The 20,169-nt window shown below is 31.8% G+C and carries 16 protein-coding genes; 5 read left to right on the top strand and 11 right to left on the bottom strand.

Annotated features, from left to right (window positions below; genetic code table 11):
* Positions 1 to 262: 262 nt before the first annotated feature.
* The 4 genes from KFZ70_RS13775 to KFZ70_RS13760 all read left to right on the top strand — a co-directional run bounded on the left by KFZ70_RS13775 (position 263) and on the right by KFZ70_RS13760 (position 4,518).
* Positions 263 to 1,408 (top strand): M14 family zinc carboxypeptidase, encoded by a 1,146-nt coding sequence (locus tag KFZ70_RS13775; RefSeq protein ID WP_139694854.1) that lies wholly within the window; start codon positions 263 to 265, stop codon positions 1,406 to 1,408.
* Positions 1,409 to 1,478: 70 nt separating this feature from the next.
* Entirely contained in the window at positions 1,479 to 1,958 is a 480-nt protein-coding gene (locus tag KFZ70_RS13770; protein WP_139694853.1) for an Lrp/AsnC family transcriptional regulator, read from the top strand.
* A 148-nt stretch (positions 1,959 to 2,106) separates the two neighbouring features.
* Positions 2,107 to 3,558, top strand: coding sequence for an MBOAT family protein (locus KFZ70_RS13765; protein ID WP_139694852.1), 1,452 nt, complete (start codon positions 2,107 to 2,109; stop codon positions 3,556 to 3,558).
* 12 nt (positions 3,559 to 3,570) lie between these two features.
* Positions 3,571 to 4,518, top strand: coding sequence for a hypothetical protein (locus KFZ70_RS13760; RefSeq protein ID WP_139694851.1), 948 nt, complete (start codon positions 3,571 to 3,573; stop codon positions 4,516 to 4,518).
* Positions 4,519 to 4,605: 87 nt separating this feature from the next.
* Here the strand turns inward: KFZ70_RS13760 and KFZ70_RS13755 are convergent, their stop codons facing one another.
* The 11 genes from KFZ70_RS13755 to KFZ70_RS13705 form a co-directional block, all read right to left on the bottom strand.
* A complete protein-coding gene (locus KFZ70_RS13755; protein ID WP_139694850.1) occupies positions 4,606 to 5,427 on the bottom strand; it encodes a cupin-like domain-containing protein in 822 nt (273 codons plus the stop codon).
* Positions 5,424 to 6,371: a hypothetical protein gene (locus KFZ70_RS13750; protein ID WP_139694849.1), complete on the bottom strand. Its 948-nt coding sequence runs from the start codon at positions 6,369 to 6,371 to the stop codon at positions 5,424 to 5,426. The genes KFZ70_RS13755 and KFZ70_RS13750 overlap by 4 nt, the downstream gene beginning before the upstream one ends.
* Before the next feature lie 101 nt (positions 6,372 to 6,472).
* The gene (locus KFZ70_RS13745; protein WP_139694848.1) at positions 6,473 to 7,639 is read right to left on the bottom strand and encodes a GNAT family N-acetyltransferase; all 1,167 of its coding nucleotides are present in this window, start codon (positions 7,637 to 7,639) and stop codon (positions 6,473 to 6,475) included.
* Positions 7,640 to 7,643: 4 nt separating this feature from the next.
* Positions 7,644 to 8,807 (bottom strand): GNAT family N-acetyltransferase, encoded by a 1,164-nt coding sequence (locus KFZ70_RS13740; protein WP_139694847.1) that lies wholly within the window; start codon positions 8,805 to 8,807, stop codon positions 7,644 to 7,646.
* Between the two features lie 26 nt (positions 8,808 to 8,833).
* Positions 8,834 to 9,979: a GNAT family N-acetyltransferase gene (locus KFZ70_RS13735; protein ID WP_139694846.1), complete on the bottom strand. Its 1,146-nt coding sequence runs from the start codon at positions 9,977 to 9,979 to the stop codon at positions 8,834 to 8,836.
* 284 nt (positions 9,980 to 10,263) lie between these two features.
* Positions 10,264 to 11,268 carry a GNAT family N-acetyltransferase gene (locus KFZ70_RS13730; protein WP_158293163.1) on the bottom strand — a complete coding sequence of 335 codons (1,005 nt, stop codon included), beginning with the start codon at positions 11,266 to 11,268 and terminating at the stop codon, positions 10,264 to 10,266.
* A complete protein-coding gene (locus KFZ70_RS13725) occupies positions 11,265 to 13,925 on the bottom strand; it encodes a GNAT family N-acetyltransferase (RefSeq protein ID WP_139694844.1) in 2,661 nt (886 codons plus the stop codon). Before KFZ70_RS13725 ends, KFZ70_RS13730 begins: the two co-directional genes overlap by 4 nt.
* Entirely contained in the window at positions 13,912 to 14,568 is a 657-nt protein-coding gene (locus tag KFZ70_RS13720) for an acetyltransferase (RefSeq protein WP_233243985.1), read from the bottom strand. The genes KFZ70_RS13725 and KFZ70_RS13720 overlap by 14 nt, the downstream gene beginning before the upstream one ends.
* Before the next feature lie 21 nt (positions 14,569 to 14,589).
* On the bottom strand, positions 14,590 to 15,210 hold the full coding sequence (locus tag KFZ70_RS13715; RefSeq protein ID WP_139694843.1) for a sugar transferase: 621 nt from the start codon (positions 15,208 to 15,210) through the stop codon (positions 14,590 to 14,592).
* A gap of 199 nt (positions 15,211 to 15,409) precedes the next feature.
* A complete protein-coding gene (locus tag KFZ70_RS13710; protein WP_139694842.1) occupies positions 15,410 to 16,576 on the bottom strand; it encodes a glycosyltransferase family 4 protein in 1,167 nt (388 codons plus the stop codon).
* Positions 16,577 to 17,048: 472 nt separating this feature from the next.
* On the bottom strand, positions 17,049 to 17,432 hold the full coding sequence (locus tag KFZ70_RS13705) for an HU family DNA-binding protein (protein ID WP_139694841.1): 384 nt from the start codon (positions 17,430 to 17,432) through the stop codon (positions 17,049 to 17,051).
* A gap of 768 nt (positions 17,433 to 18,200) precedes the next feature.
* Here KFZ70_RS13705 and KFZ70_RS13700 point away from each other — a divergent pair.
* Complete coding sequence (locus tag KFZ70_RS13700; protein ID WP_158293162.1) at positions 18,201 to 20,156, top strand: right-handed parallel beta-helix repeat-containing protein; 1,956 nt, start codon at positions 18,201 to 18,203, stop codon at positions 20,154 to 20,156.
* Positions 20,157 to 20,169 lie beyond the last annotated feature (13 nt).

Genomic DNA, 20,169 nt, shown 5'->3' with positions numbered 1-20,169 from the left:
TACAAATGTAATCAATTTAAATCACATCACAAATAACGGCCTTTTATAGTGCAATATTGCTTAGTTTTATCATTTAATTTATAACATGTAAATAACTGATAAACAAAACTATGAGTTTGGTATAAACAATTTATATACTAATGTGAATTAATCTCAACCAAAAGGCCCTACTATTGTTTACAAAACTATATTAAATTCTGAATGTATAAGTTTACATTTGTAAATATCTAATTGTTTACATTTGTAATCTAATTTATTCCCTATGACAACAGCTGTTATTAAATCACTTTATAAAGAATACAAAGCCGCTCAATTAACTCACCGTTATATAACCCTTACCCACATTGAACCCTTGTTGCACACGTTTAAAAACAAAGTGACTATAAGCACGCTTGGTACCTCCGTTTTAGGCCAAGCTATTTATGGTTTAGAGGTTGGAACCGGACCTAAAAGAATATTAATGTGGTCTCAAATGCACGGCAACGAGTCTACTACTACCAAGGCCTTATTTGATCTATTAAACACTTTATTGAGTGAAACCAATGCCTTAGATTCTATTTTAAAGAACTGCACCTTGTTTATTATTCCCATGCTTAATCCAGATGGGGCATCTGCATATACGCGTGTCAATGCTAATCAGGTAGATTTAAATAGGGATGCACAACATTTATCTCAGCCAGAAAGTAAGGTTTTGCGCCAGGTTTTCAATCAATTTAAACCTCATTACTGCTATAATTTACATGGGCAGCGCACTATTTTTAGCGCAGGAAGAGCTAATAAATCAGCCATTGTATCGTTTTTATCACCCGCTCAAGATGAAAACTGTACCGTCACGCCAACACGTCAAATAGCCATGGAAATTATAGCTGAAATGAATAAGACCCTTCAAGAGCTCATTCCTAATCATGTTGGTGTATATGATGACGCTTTCAATATTAATTGTGTAGGCGACACCTTTCAAACTGAAAATATACCAACCATCTTGTTTGAGGCGGGGCATTATCCAAATGATTATGCCAGAGAACAGACCAGAGAACTCATTTATATTGCGTATATAAGCTCTTTGAATTATATAGCGCATAATGAGGTGTATGGCACCAATTATCAAGCTTATTTTGATATTCCAGAAAACGAAAAGTGTTTTTATGATATTGTTATTCGAGGAGCGAAAGTAGGGCAGGAGATAAAGGATATAGGGATTCAGTATAAAGAAACCATAGAACAGGGCAAAATTAGATTTATTCCTGTAATTGAAAAAATTGATGATTTAAACGGGATTTATGGGCATAAAGAGATTGATGCTCAAGGATTTGAGGTTTATAATGAACAAGGTTATCCATTAACGGTGTCTAGCGAAAACGTTTTCGTAATATTGAATCATGAAAAAATCTTGTTAGAATCGAAATAAAGCACATCATAAATAGCTAAATTTTAATGAAAATGTATTAAATTCGCTTTTTATTTAAGAATAGTTAATTATGGGAAAAATTAAATTAGACGAAATTGATCATCAAATTCTTGACATGTTAATTGATAACACAAGAATTCCTTTTACAGATATAGCAAAAAAATTATTAATCTCGGCAGGTACGGTGCATGTTCGTGTAAAAAAAATGGAAGAATCGGGGATTATTAAAGGATCTTCATTGATGTTAGATTATAAGAAATTAGGGTATTCTTTTATAGCTTATGTAGGTGTGTATTTAAATAACACGTCTCAAACCAAGTTTGTGCTAGAGCGTATCAATGAAATTGCTTATGTTACCGTGGCCCATATAACTACAGGAAAATTTAATATCTTTTGTAAAATAAGAGCCAGAAGTACAGAGCATGCTAAGGAAGTTATCTTTTTACTAGATGATATTGAAGGTGTTTATAGAACCGAAACTATGATTTCATTAGAAGAAAGTATCAACGATAAAAAACGTTTGATGCATTCTATTTTTAATGATATGTAAAATCATGTCTCAATATGTAAAAAAGCCCCTTTCAGGGCTTTTTTTTTATAATGCATTCTGTTTAAAGTTAATTTCAAACAATTCAAAGAAAAGTTTTGAGCTGTTTAATTAAATAGGTGATATTTGGTAGGCAATATAATAAGGTTTTATGGTATTTAATTCCCTAGACTACTTCATATTTCTCCCAACAGTGTTTTTTGTTTATTGGGTGATTTTAAAAAAACACTGGAAAGCTCAAAACATATTTATTCTAATTTGTAGTTATATTTTCTACGGTTTATGGGATTGGCGATTTTTGTCTCTTATATTGCTCAGTACGCTTGTAGACTACTTTGTTGGTATTCAAATTCATTCAACTCAAGAGAAGAGTAAAAGAAAAGGTTGGCTTTGGGTTAGTGTATTGTTTAATGTAGGACTCTTAGGCTTTTTTAAATATTTCAATTTTTTTGTAGATTCTTGGATTGATTTTGCTTCATTTTTTGGTTATACCATAAAAAGCACATGGACACTCAAAGTAATATTACCAGTTGGGATTTCGTTTTATACGTTTCAAACCATGTCATATTCTTTTGATATTTATTACAAGCGTTTAAAACCTACCAAAGATTTTTTATCTTTTGCCACCTTTGTTAGTTTCTTCCCTCAATTAGTTGCAGGCCCTATAGAGCGGGCTTCTAATTTATTGTCGCAAATACTCAATAAACGTAATTTTGATTATGCACAAGTAGTGTCTGGTTTAAAGTTAATTTTGTGGGGTTTGTTTAAGAAAGTGGCTATAGCAGACGCTGTAGCACCTATTGTTGATGATATTTTTGCCAATTATACCACCTATCCAGCTTCAACACTTATTTTAGGTGTTACTTTATTTAGCTTTCAGGTTTATGGGGATTTCTCTGGGTATTCAGATATCGCTATTGGTACGGCAAAACTTTTTGGTGTTGAGCTGATGTCTAATTTTAAGTTTCCTAATTTTTCTAGGAATGTAGCAGAATATTGGCAACGATGGCATGTGTCCTTGTCTACCTGGTTTAGGCATTACGTTTATATTCCTTTGGGTGGCTCAAGGGTAAGTAAATTAAAATCTATTAGAAACATTTGTATTGTGTTTTTAGTTAGTGGTTTTTGGCACGGTGCGAATTGGACCTTTATTTTTTGGGGCGCATTCCATGCATTAGCTTTTATTCCTGTGTTTTTAATGGGGAGAAATACCATTTATAAAAATAGTGTTGTTGGTGAGAATTCCATCTTTCCTTCATTTGTTGAAATCGGGCAATTAATACTCACTTTTGGCATAGTAACCTTTTCACGGATATTTTTTAGATCAGAATCTATTACAGCAGCTTTTGGCTTTATTAATCAAATAGTTTCTAATTTTTCTTATGAAATCTATTATCACCCTATGGGTTACCGCATGATAGATTATTATATTCTTTTGGCGCTGTTTGTTTTATACGAATATAAAATACGAAAGGACGAACGGGCACCATTTAAGTTTAAATCTGGAGTGGTTAGATTTGTTGCCTATACAGTTGTTATTTTACTCATGATGCTATTCTATGATGATGGTGTAGATCGCTCTTTTATTTATTTTCAATTTTAAGACCCATGAAAAATGAAAAAACTTGTTTTAAAAGGCTGTCTTTACTTTGTTTTTATCCTTGTTTCGTTAGAAGTTTTAGTACGTGTGCTGCATTTATATGATGATGTGCCATTGTTGTATATAGATGATTTTGGTGTGCAAAAAACGGTTCCGGGGCAAACAGGATTTGCGGTTACCGGAAATCGTCGTCAAAATTTTGCTGAGTACAGAATTAATAAATTTGGTTACAACTCTTACCGAGAATTTAAACCTTCTAAAGAAAAAATTGAAATAGCTCTGATAGGTGATTCATTTATAGAAGGTTTTAATCAGCATTATTATAATTCTACAGGGAAAAAGGTTGAGGATCGGTTAAAAGATGTAGAAGTTTATGAATACGGTCGTGGAGGATACGATATGGCTGATCAACTCCATTTAATGCAAGCCTATAAAAAAGATTTTGATTTGATTGACTACGTTGTCATTTATATAAAATTTGAAAACGACTTACAGCGTAGTGAATATCTACCGGAATACGATTATATTGCGCTAAAGCATACATTAAAATTCAAAGTAAAGCGCCATATTAAATTACTTAAATATGCAAATTCTATTGGCCTTTTTGATGGTTTTAGAGATATAAGAGCGCGATTAAGCACTCACAAATGGTCTAGAAAAGGGAAGGAGATTAATGAAGATACACGTAATAAAACATATTTAGAAAATTTCAGAACCTTAGTTAAAACCTTTGGGTTTAATAAAGACAAGATAGTTTTTTTATTAGACAAAAGGAGAACAAGCAACTTGTTTTTAAACTATTGTGATGAAATGGGGTACACGTATTTGGATTTTGGAATGCCGTTTGAAAAGGCTAAACGACCACCTATTTTAATTTATGACAAACATTGGAATAATCTTGGGAGAACCATTGTAGCAGATGTAATAGCTGATTATTTTAAAGCACGATTAAATCAAGACTAGTCTATGATTGTAGCCTTACCTAAAAATAGGACAGGGTAAAATTTGAATTTACTAATTTCAAGATTTTTATGTCCATTAGACCTCATTCTAATTACAGCAAAAACAGTTTTTAGCTTTATAAAAGCCTCTTCTATGCAAGTAGTCAATCGCTTTAATTCCAAACATTTCTGCTTTTGAATATCCAAAATTACTTATGCTAATAGAGGTGTCTAATGACTCTACATAATGCCACCATTTAGAAGGCACATGAAGTACATCTCCAGGCTCTAATATAACGCTTTCAAAATGAATACTTTCAAATAATGGGTGTCTCTCCTTATTAAAATTATTAATATCTACTTCACTGGCCATGCCTCCATTAATATATTTTTTACTAGGGTATATGTGCTTATCGTATTTAGGAGAACAGATAATGAACATTTTTTTACCTTTAATTTGGGCATACATGTTTTTTCCGGTATCTCTATGAAAACCAGATATAGTACCTGCAGGGCCAATCCAAGCTGTAATATCGTTAATGTCTGTGTGATTTTCAAACAAAGAAAAATCCACAGCTTTTTTTAAATGTGGATAAAAATTAAAAATGTTCAATGTAGTTAGGTAATCATCAAAGGGTTCTTGGTTTATTTCTGCATACGATAGCTTTTGTAAAAAGCCTTTAAATGAGTCTCGTCTATAACTATTATCACCTTGAATAAAATTACCTGAAAGTAATTCAATAGTGTTATCACCGTCTTGTTTTAAAAGAAAATCTAAGGTCCAGTTTTGAGTGGCTTCCCAATTCTTAGCCATTCCTTTTATTAAAAGAGTTTGCTTGTTAAAATAATTATTTTTAAACGTATTAGAGTCTAATTCTTTAACTTCTTTTACCGGAGTACTATGCAATAGAATTTGTTCTTTAATGTTCATTGTAATAGATTTTGAGATTGAATATATTTGATAACTGCATCCGATATAATTTTTCTACCATGATTATTCCAGTGCATATCATAAATTAAGGTGGTTGGTTGTTTAGATGCTTTCATAGCTTTGCCAAAATCAATATACTTATAATCAAGAGAATCGCAATAATTTAAAAACCCAGAATATGTTTTTGATTGGTCTAAAAGAAATACGGTTTTCTTTTTATCAAAATTGTATGTTTTTGTTAGTATTTTAAAATTAGTTAAATAGTTTTTATTCATGGTATCACTCACTTTCATTTTCTTGCTTTGAGGAGTGTGTGCTTGAAACCTTGTTCTTAAATCTCTAAGATGATCTAAGCATCCAATAGATTCTAGATAAGCGAATAACTTAATCTGTTTTTTAATTTTAGAAAAGGTAAAATATTGAGAATTAATCCAATAATAGTCTGGTGTATAATGATCTCTTTGAATATCGTTCTCAAATTTTAAATAAATTACGATGAGGTCAATGGTTTCAAAATCATCTTTATAGGCCTCAATCAGGTTAAACTGATCTGCTAAATCATATCCAGAGTGCCCTAATTGAAAAACATCAACACGATCTTTAAAATAGTTCTCTATTTTTTTTCCTATGGAATTATAGTAGTTTTGATGTAAACCCTCAATGAAAGAATCCCCAATTATAGCCACATTGAATTTGTTTTTAGTTGGTTGGAAAGCTTTATAAGAATTAAATCCTTGATTATTTATATTATACTCAGCAAAATTCATTCTTCGATTCCCGGTAACATAATACCCTTTTTGGTTAGGCGCATATGTTTTAACATTTAAATCATTAATTATAAAAACAGGATGTTCTTCTTGTAAGTTAAAGACGCGCACTACTAACTCAAAACAGATGAGCATTAAAATGGCGTAAATTCCAATTTTTATAATTAGTTTTTTCATAGCACGATCATGTAAATATTTTTCGCACAGTAACCTACAGTTAGGTTCTTTAAATTTCTACTTATTTTAATATAAAAAACATTAAATTCGACAAATTGTTATTAATTCAGGTTTAAATATTCCTCAAAACAAATCTTACAGTTTGAAGACTTTGAGGTGATTATTACAGCATTGGCACTTTTATGTTTGTACAACTTTATGCTGCTTATATGATCCTTGGTTTGGTATAAAAAATCGCATACTAAAACTTCTAATACAGGGTTATCACTTAAGTTTATGCTGTCATATAAATTCATATTTAAATCAAACGACTTCTCTATGGTATAATTAGGCAAAGTTGTTAAGTTGCTTCTTTTTATTTTAAGCCGTTTTATTTTTTTTAGTATATCGTCAAAGCCTATTGCCTTTAATTTGTTTTTTGTTTGTAGAATAAGAGCTTCAAACTTTGCTATTAAAGCTTGTTTCAAATTATTTTTTTGCCAAAGAATATGATGCTCAAATGTATAGAAATAATTAGCCCAACGCCTTTTATATTCAAGATCGCCATAGGCCATATCTAGCATAAAATAATTGTGTGCTATAGCCCATTCCAATAATTTATATATTGAAATATTTCCTAAGGCAAACTTGTGATAGTTAATGTTATAGGATGGAATTGAAATAAACAAAATATCCTTTAAATGGTGATTTACACAAACATGAATTAGTTTATTATTTGCATAAATAACAAAAATAGAGGCTTTTTTTTCCAAGATTAAATCATAAATACTGCTGTAATAACTCTCCCAATGAGTTAACACCTGGTTTGTGTCACCTCGTTGATTAAATCGAGCGATAAGCATTTGTTTCAATGCCATCATTATAACCTGATAATTGGTTTTAGTAATGGTGCCATAATACATCTCATAGGTGACATCAAAGCACGTTTCCAGTCTTTTTATGAGTCTATTAATATTAGCTCTAAAATTCTTTTTGTAATGTGCTTTCATACAAGTTTCAAGCGTATCATGCTTATTGGTTACTATGGCATATCCTGTTATTTTGTGTTGTGGCACATGTTTTATATGAATTTGATCTTCATGGTGTAGTTTGAAATTAAAAAAAGAAGGAAACAACCAAACAGAGGCTGCTTTTTCTAGCTTCTCATATGGCTCTGTTGTTTGATGAAAGATTGTTTCATTAAGTGCACTACCTAAATAGGCGTAAAAGGGGAGAACACGGTTATTTTGTGTTAAGGTATCGTAAAACTTATACTTACTAGCGCGCATTTAATTATGGGTTTATGGCTTTTTTTATGTTCTCCTCTAGTCTAATTTTTTGAATGTGCTCACCACTTTTTATATAAAATAAGTGTCTATGTAATTTAAAAATCTGAATGTTTGAAATATGATTTTGTTGTAAATACATGAAATCTATACAGGCTTTTTTAAGTTCAGGCGTATTTATTTCATAGAAGTTTAGGAGTTGTGCATCCTCTAAGTTAATAGGTTTTGTCATAGGTTCTACAATGATATTCAGGTTGTTAAAAGGTTTTACTCGTTTCCTTATTTCTATAAAGTTTTTACAATTGGTTAAAAGAACATCTATGTTAAAGTGCTTTAGTGTATTTTTAAATTTAATTTTTAAGAGTTCAAAACTTATTAAAAGTTTATTTGTAAGCGCTCCATTACTTAATATAAGATGATACTGGTAATAATATTTGTAGTTACACCACATAAATTTATAATCTAGATCGCCGTTCCCCATATCTAAAAGGGTATACTTGTTTTCTATACACCATTCTACTAATTTGAGAACAATAGTGTTTCCAATACCGAACTTAGCATAATCTATATCATAGGCTATAAGATGCCCTATACAGACCTCATTACTATGATAGTTAAGAGATATACCTATCATAGATTCGTTGTTGTAAATCACAAAAAGCGAGGCTTCCTTGTTTATAATAAGTTCGTATGTTCTATTAAGGTACTGGTTCCATTTCGCAAAAAATTCATTGGCAGTTTTTTTTTGTGTAAACCGTTTAAGGAGCATTGTCTTTAAACTCCTCATAATAGTTTCATAGGTTTTATAAGAGATACTACCAAAATACATTTTGTACTTAATAGGAAAACAAATTTCTAATCTTTTTTTTCGCTTAAGTATTGATGTTCTAGCATTTGATTTGAAATGATGTTTTAAAAAATCCTCTAAATTACTGCTTGGCAATACAACGGCATAACCGTTTAGGTTAGCTTGGGAAATGCTTATTTTTTTTAAGTTTTTTTCCTCAAGGTAGCTAGGAAACAAATTAATAATATAGGTGCCATCTGTCTTAGCTGACTTTTGTATTGGCCTTTGGTAAAACAAACCTGCTTTATAGGTATAGCCAATAGTATTATAGACGTCTGGAATTTGTCCTTTGATATAAAACGTGTTGTAAAAATCTTTTCTCAAACTATTAGAATATCTATTGATCTGTATTAACTATTCATTTTTAAGAAGACTATACTTGATTTTCCCTTAATAACATAGCTGTTTGCTTTATTTGGATTGGGGTAAACGGCAACATGGTCTTTGTGCTCTTGATGTTTATATAAAAAATCAAAAAGCGGTCTTTTTAAGAAATTGAAACTAGGCGTATTTAAATTCAAAGATTTATGCACCTCAACATTTATATCTTGTGTGTTCTCAAACACATAATCTATGGAGGAAGCTGTACTGTTTTTGTCTTTAAAATAATCTAAAATGTTATAAAACTTATTATTTAAATTGTTACTAATGAGATAATTTATGAGCTTAAATTTATATTTAAAATATTGAGCTAAACCTTCTAATATAAGGCTATTTGATTTTGATATAATATGGGCGTGAAACGCATAGGTATAATTACTCCACCTCAATTTATAATCGAAACTACCATATCCCATATCAAATAATTTTATCCCATTTGCCATGCACCATTCTAGCTGTTTATAAATTTCAATGTTACCCAAACTAAACTTACTATATTCTAGCTTATATGATGAAATGGCGCTATATATGATGTTTTCACAATGAAAATTTAATGAAATCTCAATAGGCTCATCATCACTATAAATAACAAAAAGAGACGCTTTTTTATCTAAAATATTTTGGTATGCCAATTCAAGGTAAGCATTCCATTGTTTCAACACCTTATTTCTGCCATCTCGTTCCTGAAATCGGCATTCAATCATATTAAACAAGGCACCCATTAACTGTGTATATACACCTTTATTGATATGACCATAATACATGGTATACGAAATATTAAAACAAGCTTCCAATCTATTTACAGATCTAACAATAACCTTTCTAAAGCTTGATTTTAGTGTTTTTAAATAATCCTGAAACGAACTAAAAGCATGTAAATCAATAGCAAAACCCGCTTTTTGGTATATTGTTTTAGCACAGTATCCCTCTAAAAATTGAGAAGTAAGATAATCGGGGTATAATGTTATTATATCCTGCTTTTGGATTGAAGTGACTGTGTTATAATTAGTGAGTAAGGTGTCTTTGTAATAAATTCTATGATATCTATCTATGAGCTGATGCTTTTCGAATAAATCTGAATAAAAATCTTTAGTTTTAAAAAAATCAAAAGTCATGTTGTATGTGTGATTTTAGGCTTTTTTTTAATAAAACTTAATTGATTTACTTTATTTAAATCTGTTAAGTAAAATTACATATTAAAAATGTACTCTAAATTAATTCTAGATAAAAGACCTTTATATTTGACAAAAACAGCGGCATTTAAAATGAGTTAAAAAAGATATACTACAAATTAAGATGTTTATGAGTTGAAAAGAGACAAATAGAGTATTAGTTTTGAACGTAATGTAATAAAAACACAGGTTGCATGGTCTTATTTTACGAGCATATTACTGGAAAATCAGTTTCGCTTTAATTTAAATTTGATTTTATTTAAGTATGCACGGATGGGAGCATCACGTAGGCGTTGTTTTATTTTGAAGTAGGCACCCATAAGTCTGGAGGTCACTGAAGCCCATGGGCTGCTTGAATCATAATAAATATGTTGTTCAAAATAATATTTGGTATCCCCCCAGCGTGCTTTATAATCATAATGACCTTTTGAAAAATCGAAAATTTTAATGTGGTTCGCAAAACACCATTTAAAAAGAGCCATTAAATGCACGGTTCCTAAGTTATGGGCTTTATAATGAATATCAAATCCTGTCATAGCAAAAAATAAAATATGATCAGAAAAATAATTCAAAGATATGGCTATGGGTTTGGTTTTATCTAAAACCGCGAATAAACTAGCTTGCTTGTTTTTCATCATCAAATAGACCAGTTCCTGATAAAACGCCCATTCTTCGGGGTTTAGATTGTTATTAGATTCTGATTTGTCTTCAAAACGCTTTTTTAGTAAGTCGTAAAACCTGTTAAAAATAGCATCAAAAGTAGTTTTAGAGGTGGTGTAATCATAATTAACATAGCTGATATCGTATAATGCTTCTAACTTCTTTGTGTAACTTTTAAACTTATATTTGCTTTTTTTGCTAAAGTTTGTCGCAATATAATCCTCAAAATTTTTGTAATTATTTAATTGAGTGCTATAGCCAGGATACTGCTTTATTTTAATAAATCCAAGCTTTTCAGGTAAGTCCTTGGTGGCAATATCAAAGTATTGGGGTACATCATAAATTAAAACTAGTTTTTTTTTATAGTCCGCTCTAGCAAATGGTTTTATGAAATATGAAACCCCTTTAGTTAAATGTTTACCAATATTTATATAAATGGGAAGATACTTATAAGGCTTGTAAAATTTTAGGTTTTGCACCGTCTCAAAACCATCATTTGCTACACTAACCTTAAAGTGTTTTGTCCAAGTTTTAACAAAGGTATTTGAGGTAAAAGGATTATTGCCTATCACAATTGTACATTTATATCTTCAATGGATCTATACAAAGGAAAATAATTCTTTTTGGTATTGTCTGTTTTAGCGAGTACCAATTCATTATATACTTGTTTATTGGTAATCCATTTCCATAAATTAAATTGTTTTGATTGTTTTGAAAACGAAGATTTAAAATGAAATAATGAGTCATCATCACTGCCACCTAATCCGCCGCCTAAATTAAATAAACTTAAGCCTTGTTGATGAGCCATAATTCGCATTTCATCTATCAATAATTTGGTAGGGTTAAGTTTAGAATAGCCCGCTTTCGTTCCAGATAAATGATATTGTATTATAGCTTTTGTTGAAATAAACATACTCCCCCCAATGATTTCATTTGTTTTATTGTGAACAGCAAGTAAAACGGTTGTTTTAAAATCGTTACTCTTTAAAAGCAGCCTAAAATAGTCTTTGCTGAAATAATAAAACTTTTTGGCGTTTACCCGATCCATGTTTTCATAATATAAATCAATAAAGGTATTTAAATCTGAGTTTGTTTTGGCAACTACAACAGAGCATTCTCGCCTAGCTTTATTAATATATGTTTTAAGTCTATTTCGATATTCCCCACGTTGTTTTTCAAGGCTAGGCTTTAAATCCATACAAATAACTTTTCCTTGAGGTGTTAATTCCCCAACCTGAAACAAAATTTTATTTTGCTTAGGGAGATAAGGGTTTAGCCTTGAAAAAACAGATATGATATTATTAGCATTAAAATATTTAATTAAATGCGTTATAAAATTGTTATTATTAAAATTATCATCTACACCTTTTGAAATGGGGCCAACATAACCATATACCGACGTAGCATCCTTATATATTGTGCTGTAAATGTCTCTAATTAACAAAGGAAGCCCAATAATAACATTATTTTCAATATATTTAATTAGGATTGGGTTTTCACCATTTGAAGATGCTAAATGATGATAATCATAGGTGTGATAGAAATCATAATGCCCTATATCTTTTAAAAACAAATCCCAATCTCTCTTTAAAGTGATAACTTCAAAATTACTTTCTATAGTCTCTGCACTTTTCAAAGCATTCTCTGTTTTAATATCATATACCTTGTTAAAGCTGTCATACATGATTTTAGAAAGTATACCAGACAACCAAATAATTCTACCACAATGTTCTACATGCCATATCGCATTATTGTTAATCACGTTACCAGCTAGTAGGGGCCCCATGATATGTAAATTCTTTTTAGTTTCTAAGGCATTGTTTACCGCAAAACCAATCTTAGATTCGTTCATTTTGCAATAGCCTTTTTGCATCAAACGGGTTAACAATTTAGGAATACGATTATCTGTTAAATTCATGCTACCAACACAATTGATAATCAGGTGAAATTTTTTGTCATGCCATTTTTCACTACCCGTTTCAGTATCTAAATACTTTAAAACATACTCGTTATTTGTTTCGTCTAAATCTAAATCAATAAAGCGTCCAGCCAAATGCTCAAAACGTTCTTGTTTTTTTAAATTTTCTATCGTATTGGTATAGTGTTCACCGGCACAGCGCTGTTTTTTACCAATTTCATTACCATAGTGACAAGCAAATTTAGATAGCTCATTATACTCTAATCTAGTTAGTAAGGCCCCAAAAGCAGCAGAAATGGTGTCTACGGTTGAAGCTGCCCCTAATTGTATTTTATCAGACTCCTTAATGTCTTCAAAGGCTGCTTTTGCTATAGATTTAGCAGATAATGCGTTTTTTCTTTGTAATTTGTTTAAATGAACAGCCTCAAAGGTTTCTTTACGCTGTTGGTCAATAACAGCATCTGGTGTACGCCCTTGTGTAGATAAAAATACAAAATCATTCAAGTTATATTGGTTTGAACCTAAATGATCGTTTAGTTTATATAAAATTTCTAATGCACTGGCATTGGCGCCAATAATTAACACATTAGTTTTTTTATGAGCTTGACTTCTTTGGCGCAAAAAGCGATCCATTTTGTCAATGGTACTGATTAAATTAGGTTCATATGGTGTATTAACAAACAGTAAGTTTTCTGTTTCAATAACCTCTTTATTTTTCCAGAGTTTTTGTACAGGTAACGAACCTACAGAAAGAATCACTTTTTTTGAGCATAAATTAGCATCGTTGCTTAATACCATATTATAGGTATTATCATTTTCGGCAATATCAACCACCTCTTCTTTTATAAAAGTAACTTCTATTTTATTTTTATTTTCGAGGAGCTTGATTTTTTGTTTGACACGTTCATCAATATAAATACCAAAAAACCGACGTGGTAAAAACAAATCGATCCAATCATTATTTTGTATTTCTTCAGCATGTTTATGTAACCATTGCTCCGTTAACACACCTCCTTCATTCTTGTAAGCCTCTAAAAGCCAAGTTTTATTTTCATTGAGCCAAACAATAAACCGGGTGCGTTCTGGTTCGGGTAAGAAATTTTTCAATGAGGTAATTAAAAGGGTAGAAAAACCAGAGCGTTCCCCGTAAGGGATTCCCGTGTTAAATTCAGCATACCTATCTATAATGGTTATTGATAATTTTTTAGACAAGAGCGTTTTATCTAAAAGACTCAAAAAATTTATTAGTGTAAATGACGCAGATATACCTGAACCAACAAATGTAATGTCAGTTTTTTTATAGTTTTTCACGTTTTTTAGGATTTAATATTTTTATAATTTTACCTGGGTTTCCTACAACAGTGGCATAATTTGGCACATCGTTTAAAACAATAGTACCAGCCCCTATAGTACACCACTTACCAATCTTAACCAAAGGAATCACAACGGCACCAACACCAATATGTGAGCCTTCTCCAACTTCAACATGACCACATAGTGCCGCTTTAGGCGAAATATGGGCATAATCGCCTATCACATTATCATGATCAATGCTGGCGCCCGTATTTACAATAACATGTTTCCCTACAACAGTATTGGGTTGAACAATGGCACCAGCAAAAACTACGGTACCCTCCCCAATACTGGAGCTTTCTGAAATGATGGCCGACTGGTGAATTGCAGTTTCATAACTACACTTTAAAATACGCGCTATTTCGGCTCTATCTGAATTTATACCTACTGCAATAATAACCGGATCACCTTGATGCGGAAAATCGTTCAGATGTGCTCTGGCACCCATATTCACATGTTTTGAGGCATGATGTACACCTTCAGGCTTATCATCAAACGTATCAGTAATAACATAGCCATTTTGCCTTAAAACGTCTTTAATAACATGTGAATGACCGCCAGCGCCATAAATCCTTACACGTTTTTCATGTTTTGTCATCATACTATCAATAATAGATTTGGTTTACATTCCATTTTTTCTTAATTCATCTAAATAAGGCTGCGATTTGGTTGCATCAACCGCAATATCTTTAGAAGCTAATACCTTATATATCGTTTTTAAAAAAATACTTAAATCAACTTTAAACGACACTGTTTTGACATATTCTACATCAAGCTTCAATCGGGGTTCCCAATCTAAAAAATTTCTTCCATTTACCTGCGCTAACCCTGTTATACCTGGTTTTACCCAATGTCTTTTACGTTCTTCTTCTGTATAATAAGGTAGGTACTGCGGTAATAATGGTCTAGGGCCTATAATAGACATGTCGCCTTTTAGAACATTGAACAACTGTGGAATTTCATCAATAGATGTTTTTCTCACTATTTTGCCAATAGCAGTCAATCGGTCTGCATCAGGTAATAAGTTACCGTTTGCATCGGTTGTGTCGGTCATGGTTTTAAACTTGATAATCTTAAAAATACGTTCATTTTTACCGGGCCTATTTTGTATAAAAAAGGGTTTACCATGATTTGCCAAGGTTAAACCTATGGTTGCTATTATGATAATTGGAGACAACAACAGTATGGCAATGAAAGACACTAAAAAGTCTAATACGGGTTTAATAAAGGTTTTGTAATACATATTGTAGGTTACAGCTGTTTTAATATTTTAAAAGGGAGAGTGCTATAATATCAAACCATAATTATCTATCAAATATAAAACTATCTTTTATACGAAGCAGCTATCCTGTATAATTTCCGTTGATGGTTATAATTTTATCGGTAACAGACTATCCTGATATAGGTCAAAGATTATTTTTGTAGACTTAAACGCAGGGCTGCTATTCTGGGTTTATAGGTATATAAAGTCCTTGATATTCTTTTAAAATAGCTTTCCAAACAAGGTGCTGTTCATATCTGGTAACAATAAGGTCTCTGCAGGTATCTGCATTAAATTTATTACCCTCCATATAAAATTCACGCATTTTATTGTACAAAGCTTCAACATCTTTTGTTGGTATTATAAGGCCATTTTGTCCTTCTATAATAATTTCATTGCACCCATTAATATTGGTTACAATACTAGGAATTCCCATGGCGCCAGCTTGTAAAACCACATTAGGGAAGCCTTCTCTATAACTTGGAAATACTAAGCCATTTGAAATAGCAAAATAGGGCCTAACATCCTTTACCCAAGGCACAAAGACAATACTAGTATGATGCTTTATGGCATCTAGGGTATTTGGTTTGAGCGGATCGAGGTCATTTTCATAGCCACCAACCAATACCAATTTTATGTTAGGGGTATTATCAGCTAGTTTTACAAAGGCTTCAATTAATTCATTTGTGCCTTTGTCTTTAACAAGACGCCCTACATAAACAAATATAAAATCATTTTCAGACAGTTGAAGTTGTGCCTTTAGGTTTTGTTTAAAATCCCTAGAATAGTGGGCAGGATTAAAGTGAGAGGTATCTATACCATTTGAACTTCCATTAGCGATCACCTTTAGTTTCTTTGGAGTTGTAAACTTGTGATCTAAAATGATATCAACTAGGCCATATGAATTAGGATAAATTTTAGTTGCACAGGCATAGGTCACTTTTTCTACCGTGTTTAAAAGGGAACGTTTAAGCCCCCGAGCTTCCACTAAAGGAAGGCCTGCAATGGTATGTAATCTGTGTGGTACTCCAGCAAATTTTGCCGCTATCATAGACAAGGTGCCTGCTTTTGGGGTATGTGAATGTACCATAAAAGGCTGTTCTTTTTTAAAAATAACATAGAGTTTCCAAAGCGCTATTAAGTCTTTAAAAGGGGTTATTTTTCTGGTCATTTCAACAGAGGGTATTGTTTTTATACCTTCTGTTTCACCAATACTTTCCAGGATCCCATCCTCTGACGAAGAAACCCCTATCACATCAAAATAGGCTGAAATAAATTTAAGTTGTCCTTTTAATAAGGTGCCCAGAGAAACAGGTACGGTGGTCACTCGTATTATTTTTTTTTTCATGTAGCAAGTCTTTTTTAAGACGTCAAGCAAATATATAAAGTTATACAGAAAGATGACAGGATTAATGGTTCATCTCATGTAAAATTCGACCAACAACGGTGGCGCCATGTTTCAAAAAGCTAAGAATGCTCCTGTTTTTTTCAATAAAAAAGACATTAAAAAAAACAAAAATCTGTTTTGTTAGGGTTTATTTGAGTAATTTAGTACCCTTAAATACGTATTGAGTGGGTGAGAATACTCAAGACCTTATTAAACTTAGCTCAAAAAACGGGGTTCTAGCTGTGTTTTTGGGCTTTTTTTATGGTTTAAAATGACTTTAAGATCAAAGAACTAAAACGTTCTGAGCGTTCTTGGCACTCATCCTGATGCTGTAACCTTGGCATCCGCATGGTTTAGTGAAGGTATAGGCATAAAAAAAGGCCCTGAGTGGTGAGAAGCACTCAAGACCTTATTACACTTGGCTTACGGGGTTCTAGCTCGCTTTTCTAAATGATAAGTCATTTAATAAACGGCGTAAGCGTTTACCAGGTCTGAATAAAATTCGGGATTTTGTAATCGCACTGGCATCCAATTCTAATTCAGAATCACGGCCTTCTGAGCTTATACCCACTTGAAAATTACCCAAGCGTCCTAGTTTAACAATACGCCCCTGCTTTAGTGCGTCAATAATGTTGCGCTCTAAAGAGAGCAATACCGCATAACAGTCGGATTCTGTTACGGTACATTGATAGGAAATTTGCTCCGCGAGCGAATCCATATCTACACTACCATCTGCTATTGCAGCAGCATAGTACTTCTCAGGTAAATTTAAATCCTGAGGGTTTTTTCTGGCTTGCGCCTTAAATTTAATAGCCATAAGCATAAAAATTTAAACATGAGTAAAAAAATTATAGTCTTAGTACACTTCCTTGAAATGTCTAACTGACCTTACAAAGTTTGTAAAAAAATCCAACTCTTGAAAACATAGTTTTAAACAAAGAGGCGTCCTAATTGTTTAAAATGTTTTATCATTCTTTAATGATCTAAAATAAAGCATAACTTATTGATTGTTAAATACATAAGTTTACTATAGTATTGTATTAAGGCTTGTGATTAAGACTGTAAGCTAAACTAACCTGATGCTTTTAAAGGAGTAAATGTTGATAAATGGTACTTTCAAAACCTTGGGGCAGCGCCCTTTAAACCTATTAGGGGTTATACTCAGCTCATTTCTCATACAAATGATGGGCATGTATTAAACATTAGCGTAAGCTGGGTTATCTAAATAGGTATCATGCCATTTTTTTTTAGGCCTGTTAAAAGCAGTTAAAAAAGTTATAACGACTTATTAACAAGTAGTTAGCGGTTTAAAAAGAATAATTATTTTTGCGATTCCAAAAAAAAATATGATCCATTTGCATAGAATGGACGTACATAGGTTTTAAATGAGCAACTAAATTACATTTTATCGATACAAAACTACATTTAAACGATTAAAACTCAAGATGATAATGTTTTTAATCGAAAAAACAGAACATCTTATCGATGTTTTTTTTGAAATATTTAATATTGTGATTAGAATAATTAGTAGCACCCCAAATTTTTAGGACTTATGAAAATGATGTTTAAACCTATGCTTTTATTGATGGTATTGTTAACAACGCTATGGTCGTGTAACAATGAGGACTTATTTATTGAACCAAAACAGGACGATAATACTGAGATTGAAAAACCTGAAGATATTGAAGAAGAAGATGGCAGTGATGAAGAACGAAGTACTACCCCTTGTAGTTTTACTTTAGAAAATTTAGAACCGAATAGCACGGTTATTATAGACTGTGTGTTAGACTTAAAAGGACAAACGGTTAACTTGCCCACCAATGTGACGTTGCTTTACGAAGGTGGTGATATTATTAATGGTACCCTTAATTTTTCTGATAATTCTACTGTTTCTGGTGAGTTATTAGATGCCAGTTTAACACTAGGAGGGTCTGCACCAGCCATGAAAGACCCGGTGTTTCATTTTGATCCTAAACGCTGGGGGATCGTAGAAGGAGAAACGACTTCAGATATTGCATTGAAAAATCGAGATATTTTAGAATCTATGATGTTTCAAGTTAAAGAATTAGGGGTAACTACTTTTAAGATTGATAAAATGGATGCTTATTTTGAGGTAAGTAAGGTTACTAGTACAACATCCAATCAAAACTTTTATAGGTCTATTGAGGCAATCAATATACCTTCTGATTTTAATCTAATAATGACAGACAATACCATACTTAGGGTATTTCCATCGACGAATGATTCAAGTCAAGCCGCTGCTTTACTTGCAATAAGGGAAGAAACAAATGTTAACGTTACCGGAGGAGTTTTATATGGAGATAGAGATTTACGCAAGTATTCAAAACTTAATGCTGAAGAAGGATCTCATTTACTAACTATTCATGCAAGTAATAATGTGGTAATCGATGGTGTTAAAATGACCATGGGGTCAGTTGGTGGGTTATTTATTGAGTCAATAGGTTTTTCTTTTAACCCAGACTACAATCCTTCAAATTCAATCATAATAAAGAATTGTCATTTCGAAAAAAACAGAATGATAGCTTTTGCACTTACTGATGGGCATAATATACTTGTTGAGAATAACACTTTTATAGACAATGCACAACCCTCACAAAATTCTGATGGAGGGGTTGTAGGCTATGCTATGGACATAGAACCAGTAAGAGAAAGAGATCCTAATACTGGAGAATTGATTTATTATCAAAGAGTTTTTGATGTAACCATAAGGGGAAATATAGAACGAGGAAGCCGAAATGGTGCCTTCACCATTTATGTTGGTGATAACATTATCATTGAAAATAATGATTTAGAAAGCTTAGTTGGATGGAGTTATGCTTCCAACTCAAAAATTCGTAATAACACATTTAAAGCTATGGCAGGGTCTAATAGTGCTGCTATTTTAGCAACTGGAGAAGGAGAAACCGTTTTTAATAATGAAATATATGGAAACACAATTACTGGATATGATAGTGGTATAACAATATATACTGGTAAGGTTAAAGTATATGATAATATTATCAATGATTGTGCTAAAGGTCTTTTTTTACAGTCTATTACTAATATGGAGATAAGTAATAATCGAATTACCTCGCAGAAAAATAACAGCGCTGGTATAACAATACAACTTACAAAAGCAGATAAACTTAATATTACTAATAATGAAATTGATGTCAAAACCATTCATTTGAATTTTGTAGGTCTTAATCAAGGTGTTGGTGATGGAAATTACAAAGTAAATGTTGAAAATAATTCTTTCAAATCTTCAACTTCCTTTAGTGATTTTGCAAGTGCAAGTGGTGTAATATTTAAAAATAATGTTTCTGGAGGTAGGGCACAAATAGAAAACGCTTCTAATATTGAAATCATATCTAATATAGTTAATAGTGATAATAGTGAGGGTATTATTTTGAGAGGAGTAAACCATAATATTTTAATTTCTTCAAACACTATAAATAAACCACTTAATTTTAGTTGCATAAAAATTCCAAGCACAACAAATTCTAATGAAGTTGTTATGCTAAATAATACTTGTAATTAATTTAAAAGTACAT

The sequence above is a fragment of the Allotamlana fucoidanivorans genome, from assembly GCF_045788535.1.
GTDB lineage: Bacteria > Bacteroidota > Bacteroidia > Flavobacteriales > Flavobacteriaceae > Allotamlana > Allotamlana fucoidanivorans.
The sequence above is the reverse complement of the archived record's forward strand: the minus strand, read 5'-3'. Positions and strand labels throughout refer to the sequence as shown.